At 46.2% G+C, this 12,480-nt stretch carries 8 protein-coding genes; 4 read left to right on the top strand and 4 right to left on the bottom strand.

Annotated features, from left to right (window positions below):
- Nucleotides 1–3: 3 nt before the first annotated feature.
- Together argE and metF are read left to right on the top strand one after the other, a co-directional pair.
- A complete protein-coding gene (gene argE, locus Xentx_RS04610) occupies nt 4–1,161 on the top strand; it encodes an acetylornithine deacetylase (RefSeq protein ID WP_074019098.1) in 1,158 nt (385 codons plus the stop codon).
- A gap of 321 nt (nt 1,162–1,482) precedes the next feature.
- Nucleotides 1,483–2,370 (top strand): methylenetetrahydrofolate reductase, encoded by an 888-nt coding sequence (gene metF / locus Xentx_RS04605; RefSeq protein ID WP_074019097.1) that lies wholly within the window; start codon nt 1,483–1,485, stop codon nt 2,368–2,370.
- A gap of 57 nt (nt 2,371–2,427) precedes the next feature.
- Here metF and ppc read toward each other — a convergent pair whose 3' ends face one another.
- From ppc to metB, 3 genes are all read right to left on the bottom strand, one after another.
- Complete coding sequence (ppc, locus tag Xentx_RS04600) at nt 2,428–5,064, bottom strand: phosphoenolpyruvate carboxylase (RefSeq protein ID WP_139292431.1); 2,637 nt, start codon at nt 5,062–5,064, stop codon at nt 2,428–2,430.
- Nucleotides 5,065–5,361: 297 nt separating this feature from the next.
- A complete protein-coding gene (locus Xentx_RS04595; RefSeq protein ID WP_074019095.1) occupies nt 5,362–7,797 on the bottom strand; it encodes a bifunctional aspartate kinase/homoserine dehydrogenase II in 2,436 nt (811 codons plus the stop codon).
- Nucleotides 7,798–7,799: 2 nt separating this feature from the next.
- Nucleotides 7,800–8,960 carry a cystathionine gamma-synthase gene (gene metB / locus Xentx_RS04590; RefSeq protein ID WP_074019094.1) on the bottom strand — a complete coding sequence of 387 codons (1,161 nt, stop codon included), beginning with the start codon at nt 8,958–8,960 and terminating at the stop codon, nt 7,800–7,802.
- A gap of 292 nt (nt 8,961–9,252) precedes the next feature.
- Between metB and metJ the strand changes: the two genes are divergently transcribed.
- Nucleotides 9,253–9,570 (top strand): met regulon transcriptional regulator MetJ, encoded by a 318-nt coding sequence (gene metJ / locus Xentx_RS04585; protein ID WP_074019093.1) that lies wholly within the window; start codon nt 9,253–9,255, stop codon nt 9,568–9,570.
- 82 nt (nt 9,571–9,652) lie between these two features.
- On the opposite strand, the gene rpmE is transcribed toward metJ, so the two are convergent.
- On the bottom strand, nt 9,653–9,868 hold the full coding sequence (gene rpmE / locus Xentx_RS04580) for a 50S ribosomal protein L31 (RefSeq protein ID WP_074019092.1): 216 nt from the start codon (nt 9,866–9,868) through the stop codon (nt 9,653–9,655).
- 232 nt (nt 9,869–10,100) lie between these two features.
- Here rpmE and priA point away from each other — a divergent pair, with 232 nt between their 5' ends.
- A complete protein-coding gene (gene priA / locus Xentx_RS04575; RefSeq protein WP_074019091.1) occupies nt 10,101–12,299 on the top strand; it encodes a primosomal protein N' in 2,199 nt (732 codons plus the stop codon).
- Nucleotides 12,300–12,480 lie beyond the last annotated feature (181 nt).

Below are 12,480 nucleotides of genomic sequence, written 5' to 3'. Positions count from 1 at the left end.
ACAGTGAATATCAAATTACCGTCTTTTATTAAATTATATCATCAGCTCATTGCGGCTCCTTCTATCAGCGCAAATGATGCTGAACTCGATCAAAGCAATGAAATTGTTATCAATCTGCTGGCGGAATGGCTAAAAGAGATCGGATTTTCCATTGAAATTCAACCCGTTCCTGAAACCAGAGGTAAATTCAATCTACTGGCAACATTGGGTAGTGGTTCGGGTGGTTTACTGCTATGTGGTCATACAGATACTGTTCCTTTTGATGAGGGGCGCTGGACACAAGATCCCTTCACATTGACCGAACGCGATGGAAAATTATATGGGCTTGGGACGGCTGATATGAAAGGCTTCTTTGCCTTTATCATTGATGCGTTGCGGGATATCGATGTCAGCAAACTATCTCATCCCCTTTATATTCTCGCTACCGCTGACGAAGAAACATCAATGGCAGGTGCACGCTACTTTGCTGCCAATACTCATATTCGGCCTGATTTTGCCATCATTGGCGAACCGACATCATTACAGCCAATCCGCGCCCATAAAGGGCATATAGCCCAGGCTATCCGCATTGAAGGAAAATCAGGGCATTCCAGTGATCCAGCGCGGGGCGTCAATGCCATTGATCTGATGCACGAATCCATTACCCAGCTAATAAAACTACGCCATACCTTACAAGAGCGCTATCACAATCCGGCGTTCGTCATCCCTTATCCAACCATGAATTTCGGCCATATTCACGGCGGTGATGCCGCAAATCGCATTTGTGCCTGCTGTGAACTGCATATGGATATCCGTCCGCTTCCCGGATTAACCTTGCAGGATTTGAATGGATTGCTGAATGACGCACTGGAACCTGTAAAACAGCGCTGGCCTGGTCGCCTGAACGTGACAGAACTTCATCCCCCCATTCCGGGCTATGAATGTCCGACAGATCACAAACTGGTGGGCGTGATTGAAAAACTGTTGGGAACCAAAGCAGATACCGTCAATTACTGTACAGAAGCGCCTTTTATTCAGGCGTTGTGCCCAACATTGGTTTTAGGGCCTGGATCGATTGAACAAGCGCACCAGCCCGATGAATTTTTAGATATGGCATTTATTGAGCCAACGAGGAAATTACTTTCACAGCTTGTGGCTCATTTTTGTTTGAATGCGGGTTAAAGCTGTACTGTTTCCCAGCCGCCAAATGGCTAATTAGTTTCCTCTGCAAAAGTGTTCATAATTAGTACCATAAATGGACTGGGAGTGACCGGTCGGCGTCATAACCTCGGTGAGTGCATCGGGGTTTTTCGCTAATTCCCCAACATGAATTTCTTTCCTGATCATTTTGAATATTCCTCACTGGTAATAAGACATTTCTCGATTGACTAAAAACTCCACTTCGCCCATTCTATTTGGACATCTAAACGGATAGACATACAAACATTTAAACATCTAAAAACAAGCGAACAAAAGTTCCGTTTGTTCATGAGGGCACAGGGTATGAGTTTTTTTCACGCTAATCAGCGAGAAGCGCTGAACCAAAATCTGGCTGAACTTGAAGGGCAAATTCGCGTTTCCTTTGAATTCTTTCCACCCAGAACGGCTGAGATGGAACAAACCCTGTGGAAATCCATTGATCGCTTGAGCAAGCTGAAGCCTAAGTTTGTTTCTGTTACCTATGGTGCCAACTCTGGCGAACGTGATCGCACTCATAGCATTATCAAGGGTATTAAAGAAAAAACGGGCCTTGATGCAGCCCCACATCTGACTTGCATTGATGCCAGCCGTGGAGAACTAAGCAACATTGCTCATGATTATTGGCAAAACGGTATTCGTCATATTGTGGCATTACGTGGTGATTTACCGGCTAACGGTTGTAAACCAGAAATGTATGGTGCAGATTTAGTTGAGCTATTAAAAAAAGAAGCGGATTTTGATATCTCCGTTGCAGCTTATCCAGAAGTGCATCCAGAAGCGAAAAGTGCACAGGCAGACTTGATCAATTTAAAACGTAAAATTGATGCTGGAGCCAATCGCGCCATTACCCAATTCTTTTTTGATGTGGAGAGTTATCTGCGTTTTCGTGATCGCTGTGTCGCAACAGGAATTGACGTAGAAATTGTACCAGGGATCTTACCAGTCTCGAACTTCCGTCAATTGCAACGATTTGCTTCAATGACTAACGTCCGGATCCCAAGTTGGATGACCAGAATGTTTGAAGGATTGGATGATGATCCAGAAAGTCGCAACTTAGTCGGTGCATCTATTGCAATGGATATGGTGAAAATTCTCAGTCGTGAGGGCGTGAAAGATTTTCATTTTTATACCCTGAATCGGGCAGAATTGAGTTATGCCATCTGCCATACATTAGGAGTACGCCCTTGTTAAAACTAAAAAAGCCGAATAGTTTCCCCATTCGGCTTCTATGATTCAAAAATATTTAAACTATCCTGTATTGCGCATTCCTGCCGCAACACCGGCAATTGTCACCATCAGCGCCTGCTCAAGATGCGGATCAGGATTTTCCTGCTGACGGGAACGCTGTAGTAATTCGGCCTGTAGTACGTTCAACGGATCGGTATACACGTTACGCAAGGCGATAGATTCGGCGATCCACGGCAAATCCGCCATCAATTGTTCATCCTGTGCAATGGTCAGTACCGTTTCGATATCCTCTGCCAGTTGGTTACGCAATTTTACGCCTAACGGCCACAGCTTCGGTTCTACCAAACGCTGATCGTAATATTCTGCTAACCACAGATCTGCTTTGGCAAACACCATCTCCAACATGGCAATACGCGTATTGAAGAATGGCCAGTCGCGACACATATCCGTTAAAACTGGCAAGTTACCGGCATCGATCACCCGTTGTAACGCCGCACCTGCGCCTAACCATGCCGGTAGCATCAAACGGTTTTGCGTCCAGGCAAATATCCACGGGATCGCTCGCAAGCTTTCAACGCCCCCTGTCGGGCGTCGTTTAGCCGGCCGTGAACCTAACGGCAGTTTTGCCAACTCTTGTTCCGGTGTTGCTGCCCGAAAATAAGGCACAAATTCCGGTTGCTCACGTACATAATTACGATACATATCACAGGAAACATCGGAGAGTGTATCCATAATCTGGTGCCATTCCGGTTTCGGCTCCGGTGGCGGCAATAAGTTTGCTTCCAAAATCGCACTGGCATACAAGGCCAAACTGCTGATCGTTACCTGCGGCAAACCAAACTTAAAGCGGATCATTTCTCCCTGCTCCGTTACGCGAAACCCGCCTTTCAGGCTACCTGGCGGTTGGGAAAGTAAAGCCGAATGGGCAGGAGCACCACCACGGCCAATCGTACCTCCACGCCCGTGGAACAGGGTAAGTGTCACACCCTCTTTTTCACACACTTTAATTAATGCATCCTGTGCCCGATATTGTGCCCACGACGCCGCCATCACCCCTGCATCTTTGGCTGAATCGGAGTAACCAATCATCACCATCTGCTTATCCTTAATCAGATCGCGATACCACTTAATTCCCAATAGTTGTCGAATCACGCCTTCTGCATTGTTCAGGTCATCAAGGGTTTCGAACAACGGCGCAACAGGCAATGACAATGGGCATCCCGCCTCTTTCAGCAATAATTTCACCGCCAAGACATCAGAAGGTACTTTCGCCATGGAAATAACATAAGCCGCAATCGAATCTTGTGGTGATTCAGCAATAACCTTGCAGGTATCGAAAACTTCTTGTGTTTCTGCGCTGGGCTGCCAATCACGCGGGATCAGAGGACGCTTTGATTGCAACTCTCTCAACAGAAATGCCTGTTTTTCGGCTTCAAGCCAGCTCGCATAATCGCCCATTTCCAGATATTGCGTCAGTTCACCAATCGCATCAGTATGGCGGGTACTTTCCTGACGGATATCAATACGCACCAAAGATAAACCAAAGCAACGAATGCGGCGCAAGGTATCCAGTAATTGCCCGTTCGCGATAATTTCCATATCACAATCTTTCAGGGATTGATAACAGGCATATAGTGGTTGCCATAACTGTTCGTTATGCAGGAGTAAATCCGCTGGTGGTAAAGCTTGCTCGCCTTTAAGGTGTTTTTCCAGATAAGCCAGCGTGTTACCTAATTGCGTACGCAATTGTTTAGCAATCTCACGATAAGGCTCTAAAACATGCTCACCTCCCGCCATTTGGCGAAGTTCAGGCGTACATTCCGACATGGAGAGTTCAGAAACTAAAACCTGAATGTCTTTCAGGAACAGATCTGCGGCCTTCCAACGGCTCAGCAGTAAAACATGACGGGTAATTTCGGCGGTAACGTTAGGATTACCATCACGATCACCTCCCATCCAAGAGGTAAAACGTACTGGCACCGCTTCCACTGGCAAGCTATAACCAATGGATTCTTCCAGTTGTTCATTGAACTCACGCAGAAATGCCGGCACACCTTCCCACAAGCTGTTTTCGACCACAGCAAAACCCCATTTTGCTTCATCAATTGGGGTAGGACGAATCTTACGGATCTCATCAGTATGCCATGATTGGACAATCAACTGACGCAGCCGACGCATGATGTTATTACGTTCATAATCGGCCAAATCGTCATGATCAAGCTGTGCCAGACAGCCATTCACTTCAACCAACTTATGAACCAGGGTACGGCGGGCAATTTCTGTCGGATGAGCGGTCAAAACCAATTCAATCGCCAGCTCATTGACCGCCTTTATCAAATCGTCATTGCTGAATTGTTTGTCTTTCAGCCGGTTGAACAGCGCTGCCAGCGCCACCGGATTACTTGCCGCTTCACCATGTGGAGAAATGCTGTGATATTGTTCAGCAACATTAGTCAGATTTAAGAACTGGTTAAACGCGCGGGCAACAGGCAATAATTCATCATTGGACAAATTTTCCAGCGTCGATAAAAGCTGCTGGCGGTGAACCTCGTTACCTGCACGGGATGATTTAGATAACTTCCTGATCGTTTCAACTTTATCAAGAATATCTTCTCCCAAAGCTTCTTTAATTGTATCGCCCAGCAACTTACCGAGCATACTGACATTACTTCGCATTGCGGAATATTGTTGATTCATGTGGTTCCTGGCCTTCTGTTGCTGTATGTCACCTATTTCACCAATGGATTGATGACCCTATTTTCTGTCTGAATGCTTCATGTTTTGCTGTAAGACGTGTTCTTCTATTTATTTCTAACGTTCTATTCATATCAGAAAACAACCAATTTGGGCGAGTTTTATGAAACTTAAAAAGAGAAAAAAGCATGTTTGATTGATTGGATAGCGGTGTGAACATCAGCAGGGATAACCTGTTATATCCCTGCTAAAGCCTGATTAATCAATAGGAAAGAAAATCCTCGCCTATAAAATATTGGACTACAGAAGTTGCGACAGACGATTTAAATCCGATTGGATTGCCCCTGCGGTGACATCTCGCCCCGCTCCTGGCCCACGGATCACTAACGGATTATCACGATACCAACGGCTCTCTATCGCAAAGACATTATCTGCCGGCAGCAGCGAAGCCAATGGATGATCGCTACGCACTGCTTCCACACCAACTTTCGCCTTGCCACTGGCATCAAAACGTGCGACATACCGTAGTACCATGCCCATTTCCTGTGCCGCTTCCAACCGTTGCAGCATTTGCTCATTAATGGCAGCACTGTTTTCAAAGAATTCTTCAATGGAACCGTTCCGAGCTTCTGCCGGTACCAGAGATTCAACACGCACATGATCAGGCTCTATCTCATAACCCGCTTCGCGAGCCAGAATAACCAACTTACGCATCACATCCTGACCAGAAAGATCAATGCGCGGATCAGGTTCCGTCAACCCTTGTTGCCATGCTTGTTCAACTAATTCACTGAAAGGTACAGAACCATCAAATTGCAAGAACAGCCAGGATAATGTGCCGGAAAAAACGCCACTGATGGACAGAATAGTATCACCACTTTCCCGCAGATCCCTGACAGAATGGTTAATCGGTAGCCCTGCACCAACGGTGGCGTTATATAACCAATGACGCCCCGTTTTTGCAAAGGCATCGCGGATCATACGGTATGTATTGCTGTCGGAAGAACCGGCGACTTTGTTGGCACTGATAACATGGAATCCATAACTGGCAAAATAGATATACTCTTTGGCCAATTCTTCACTTGCCGTGACATCCAATACAACTAAATCATCATATGGATGTGCCCGCATCCATAAAAACAGAGCATCTTCTTCATGTTCAGTCGCTTCATAATCAAAGAAGGCCAACGCCCGACTGGCATCAATACCCTGATAATTCAGCAAACTCCGGCGACTATCGACAACACCCGCCAGAATAAATTCAAAATCGCTGCGAGCGGAAATGTTCTTCTGTTCACGGGCGAATAGCTCTAGCCATCGGGAACCAATATTTCCTTTGCCAAACAGCACCAAACCGATGCGTTTTTCTGCCCTAAACAGGCTTTGGTGCAATCCCTGAATCAAATGCGATGTCTGATTTAAACGCAGTACAGCCACCAAACTAATGTCATCTTCTGCGTGCCAGATAAATTCAACCGGCTGATCTTTTAATTGTTGATAAAAGCGATGGCTATGCAGCGGATTCTTGCATACACCTGCCCCCACTAACGCCACCAACGCCAAACCTTCACGCAAAGAAAGTTTGCCGGGTAAGGAAGCATCCTGCAAAACATCAAGAGCGCTATTCACAATCTCAGAGGTATAGCAAAGTTGGATCAAGTTGCAATCTGCATGTAACCCGGTTGCCAATGGCCGGATTTGGGCGCGCTTCAACAAAGAATCAATATCCTTGTAGATTTGTTTGAAATCGTGAGCTGGAGAAACATGCAATTCAATCAGGCAGACATCATCATGGCTGGTCACAATTTTTGCTCCTGTCCCCGTTGCCAGCACTCGTTCAATACGGGTGGAGCCCTGTTCAGGCTGGTAACTGCAACGCAATTGCAGATCAATATCGCTGAGAGAAACAGGCTGCAATGTACGGGTATGAAGAACGGGTGCGGACAAACGTGCCAATTCACTGGCCTCGTCCAAACGCAGCAATGGCAGCAGGCAGGCATCTTTGACTTTACGCGGATCAGCACTGTAAACACCCGCCACATCACTCCAAATTGTGACTTTTTTGGCTCCCGCTAAAGCCCCAACTTGGGTAGCAGAATAGTCACTGCCATTGCGCCCCAATAATACCGTTTCCCCCTTCTGGTTACTGGATATAAAACCGGTAACCACTAAACGCTTATTGGGGTTTTGGATCAATAATTGGCTAAGCAGGGGCTGAGATAAACTGATGTCAACTTGCGGCTGAGCAATGCGTTCTGCCCGCAGGAATTGACGCGCATCCAGCCATGCGCTGGAGATACCCTGATTTTCCAGCACCGCCGCCATTAAACGGGCAGACCAGATTTCTCCATGACCGACAACTTCGGCATATGTGATATCGGTGACGGGCTTATCCAATAATACGCTCAATCTTTCCAGATCAGCGATAAACATTGCGTTCAGTTCTTCTGCAACTGTTTCGGGCAACAAGCCACGGATCAATTCTTGCTGGTAACGCCGCAAAGATTGCTGTATTTGATGTGCTGATATCCGGTCACTCTGACTCAACTTAAGCCAATCGATCAACTGGTTAGTCGTACTCCCTGCTGCCGATACCACCATCAAATCACCCGGCAGGCTGTAGTTCGCCATAATTTCAGCAACCCGCTGATAACATTTCACATCAGCCAGACTGCTGCCACCAAATTTATGTAACTGACGGCCAGATTCCGCCCCCGCTGTTGCCAGTATACTCATGATTACCTCGTTGCCGCTGCCTGAAACGCATTGTCCAAATCAGCAATTAAATCCTGACTATCTTCAATTCCTACAGAGACACGAAGAAGCAAATCCGTAATCCCCGCCTGAGCCCTTGCTTCTGCCGACATTCCCGCGTGTGTCATAGTTGCTGTATGAGAAATCAACGACTCCACACCACCGAGAGATTCAGCCAAAGTAAATAATTTTAACGCAGATAAGAAACGACGCATGGCCTGTTCATCACCATCCAGTTCGAAACTTAGCATCGCCCCAAAACCTTGCTGTTGCTTAACAGCAATTTCATGCCCCGGATGGTTCTTCAACGCAGGATAGAAGAGCCTTTTCACTTGGGGCTGTTGTTGCAAATAATCCACAATGGCAACAGCATTGCTTTGTTGGAGCAGTACGCGGGCAGATAATGTACGAATGCCACGCAATAGCAGATAGCTATCAAACGCCGCAGCCGTCACACCAATATTGTTCGCCCACCAAGCCAGCTCTTCCGCAATGGCCGACTCTTTAGCGATAATTGCTCCCGCAATCAGATCAGAGTGTCCGTTCAAATATTTCGTGCAGGAATGCACCACTAAATCCGCCCCTAAATCCAATGGTTTTTGCAGTACAGGGCTTAAGAAAGTGTTATCGACGACAGCCAATGCCCCAATTTCATGAGCCAATGCACAAATGTATTGAATATCAACGATCCGCAACAGAGGATTACTCGGAGTTTCAATCAACACCAGTTTGGGCTTTTTGGCCAACGCCTGTTTCAATGCCAGTTCATTTGACTGATCAACAAAAATCACATTGTATGCACCGCGCTTGCTTAGACTGTCAAACAAGCGGTAACTACCGCCATAACAATCATGAGGGGCCACCAATAAATCCCCTGGTTTCAGAAATACGGTACAGAGCAGATGGATCGCTGACATGCCACTGCTGGTCAGGACTGCGCCCGCTCCCCCTTCCAGCTCGGCCAAAACCTGTTGAACCACATCACGGCCAGGGTTGCCACGGCGTGAGTAATCATGAGCCCTGGGTTCATTGAAACCGGTAAAGTTGTATGTACTGGAAAGATAGATAGGTGGAACAACACAACCATATTGTTCATCAATATTTGAACCACTGTGAACCGCAATTGTCGCTTGCTTACATCCCATAACCTTTCCCCATCATCGTTATTATTAGCGTCACGCAAGAATAACGACTGGAAAGATGGACGTCAATACATCTAGACATCCAAATTATTTTGCGGTTTAATACCACAATTCAATGACTGTCATTACACTTTATATGTCTTCTGGTTATTTTTTATAAATTAGTGCAGATGGGACAATATAGTAGACAGGCTAATTATGTTAGACTATCGCATTATCGATATGAAAACAGATCAGAAATCCCTTCCAACTTCTGATCTCAATTACTTGATTCAAAAATTATTTAAGGTATCTCATGGCTGAGTGGAATGGTGAGTATGTCAGCCCTTATGCTGAACATGGCAAAAAAAGTGAACAGGTCAAAAAAATTACAGTTTCAATCCCGCTAAAGGTATTGAAAATCCTGACTGATGAGCGCACTCGTCGTCAGGTGAATAATCTGCGTCATGCAACAAACAGCGAATTACTGTGTGAAGCTTTTCTGCATGCGTTCACTGGACAGCCTCTGCCTAATGATAACGATTTGCGCAAAGAACGCCATGATGAAATTCCTGAAGCCGCGAAAATCATGATGCGCGAACGAGGTATTGATCCTGATACATGGGAATATTGATAACAAAAACGCCCGATGCGAAACATCGGGCGTTTTTGTTTTAACTATCCTGCCTGTATTGATGACAGGCAGGAAAAAGTCATTACTTCTTAGTACCTGGAACGCTGAAACGTTTGTTAAAGCGATCAACACGACCACCGGTCGCAACGTCACGCTGCTTGCCGGTGTAGAACGGATGGCATGCACCACAGACGTCCAGGTTCAGATTGTGACCTACAGTAGAGTTGATTTTGATTACATTACCGCAAGAGCAAGATGCAGTAATTTCTTCGTATTTAGGATGGATACCTTGTTTCATGGGAAACCTCTGTTCAGGCCGTGTCGCTATCCAGCCTTGTTTTGCCGCCAGACACCACACGTCGTGTTGATAAAAAATATGTATCGGTAATTTCTATACCAAAGGCGGCGGATCATACAGAATATCTGTTTATTGCGCAATGAAATCTGCTGATTTGCTATGATACTCTTATCGCTATATGTTCTTTATATACGTTCTTTCATCTGGTCATTAATTATCCGGAAATTGCCTTATGACAGTTGTTCAGGTTGCATTACCTGTCCCCCTAACCCGCACGTTTGATTATCTACTGCCTACAGGATTACCTTTGCCAGCTATCGGTGTTCGAGTATTCGTACCTTTTGGTAAGCGTAATGCGATAGGTATCGTCACTGGTATCACTGATAGCAGTGAATTTCCTCCTGAACAACTCAAGTCTATTTCCACTATTCTTGATGTCCAGTCCCTTTTTCCTAACGATCTCTGGCAATTGCTTCAGTGGGCCGTCAGCTATTATCACTATCCGCTGGGCGAAGTTTTGTTCCATGCCTTGCCAGTGTTGTTACGGCAGGGAAAACCGGCAGAATTTCCCCCTCTCTGGCAATGGCAACTCACTGAGACAGGCCGTGAATTCCCGCTTGTACAACTTAAGCGCTCCGCCAAACAGCAAAAAGCGTTGGCCGCTTTGCGCCAACATCCTATTTATCGTCATCAGGTATCTGAATTAGAGTTAAGCGAAAGCGCACTACAATCACTGAAAAAGAAATCCCTGATCGCTCTACATCCCATCCAGCCAGAAGCGGAAAACTGGCGTGTGAATTTTAAAACCATTGGTGAACGGTTGAAGCTCAATACAGAGCAAGCTACTGCGGTAGGTGCCATCCGTGCAGAAGATAAAACCTTTTCTCCGTGGCTACTGGCAGGAATCACGGGATCGGGTAAAACAGAAGTGTATCTCAGTGTATTGGAGAATATTCTTGCACAAGGTAAACAGGCTCTCATTTTAGTGCCGGAAATTAGTTTAACGCCACAGACTATCCGCCGATTCAGGGAACGTTTCAACGCTCCCATTGATGTTCTGCACTCAGCCTTGAATGACAGCGAACGACTGACAGTTTGGCTAAAGGCGAAAAAAGGGGAAAATGCCATCGTCATTGGTACACGATCTGCTCTGTTTACCCCCTTTGCTGAGCTGGGTGTCATCATTATCGATGAAGAACATGACAACTCTTATAAACAGCAAGAAGGCTGGCGCTATCATGCCCGCGATCTGGCAGTGTTCCGGGCGAAAAAAGAGGGTATTCCGATTATTATGGGTTCTGCCACCCCCGCACTGGAAACGCTATATAATGTGCAACAGGGGAAATATCGCCAACTAACCTTAACCCAACGGGCAGGCCAAGCCCAACCAGCCACTCAGCATTTACTCGATCTGAAAGGCTTGCCATTGACGGTTGGATTATCCCAGCCACTCATCAATCGCATGGGTGAACATCTCAAAGTTGATAATCAGGTCATCCTATTTCTGAACCGCCGAGGTTATTCTCCTGCCCTGCTCTGTCACGAATGCGGCTGGATAGCAGAATGCCAACGCTGTGATCACTATTACACCCTACACCAAAATCATCGCCACCTGCGTTGCCATCACTGTGATAGCCAGCGTCCAATCCCACGCCAGTGCCCGCAATGCGGCTCCACTAACTTAATTCCCGTTGGCTTGGGCACTGAACAACTTGAAGATGGCATTACCAAACTGTTTCCCAATATTCCGGTTACCCGTATCGACCGTGATACTACCAGCCGCAAAGGAGCACTGGAACAGCAACTGGCCGAAGTACATCAAGGGGGCGCCCGCATCTTGATTGGTACTCAAATGTTGGCGAAAGGCCACCATTTCCCCGATGTTACGCTGGTCGCTTTATTGGATGTCGATGGTGCCTTATTTTCTGCTGATTTTCGGGCTGCCGAACGTTTTGCCCAACTCTATACCCAAGTCTCCGGTCGTGCTGGACGAGCTGGAAAACGGGGAGAAGTCGTCCTCCAAACCCACCACCCTGAACATCCACTTTTACAAATATTGTTGGAAAAAGGCTACGATGCCTTTGCCCAGCAAGCGATGGAAGAGCGTCAGCAAGTTCACCTGCCACCTTTTGTGAGCCATATCCTGCTCCGCGCAGAAGATCACGACAATCAGCAATCCCCCGCATTTTTGCAACAAATACGTCAACTATTTGAACATCATGCACAGCATGATAATCATTTATGGATCATGGGACCGGTACCCGCATTGCAGGCCAAACGTGGCGGTCGTTATCGTTGGCAATTAATGATCCAGCACCCTTCACGCATTTTTCTCCAGAAAATGATGGCCGGAATCTATCCCCAAATCACTACACTGCCACAAGCACGTAAAGTGAAATGGAACATTGATGTTGATCCCACTGAAAATTGATAATTATTTCTTTAAGTTGCGAAGCATCTCTAAAAAATGATTTATATCACACTTTTTATGCAAACAAAGTAACAGGTTGATCTGTTAATCGACTTAAAATGAAATTATTAATATAACTTTAGAAAATAATCCGCCAGCACTCCCTTCTCAGGAAAGACTGGCGTTTTTTTAGCAGCCGGAT

Source organism: Xenorhabdus thuongxuanensis (assembly GCF_001908095.1).
GTDB classification, from domain to species: domain Bacteria; phylum Pseudomonadota; class Gammaproteobacteria; order Enterobacterales; family Enterobacteriaceae; genus Xenorhabdus; species Xenorhabdus thuongxuanensis.
This window is presented reverse-complemented; position numbering and strand designations above follow the sequence as displayed.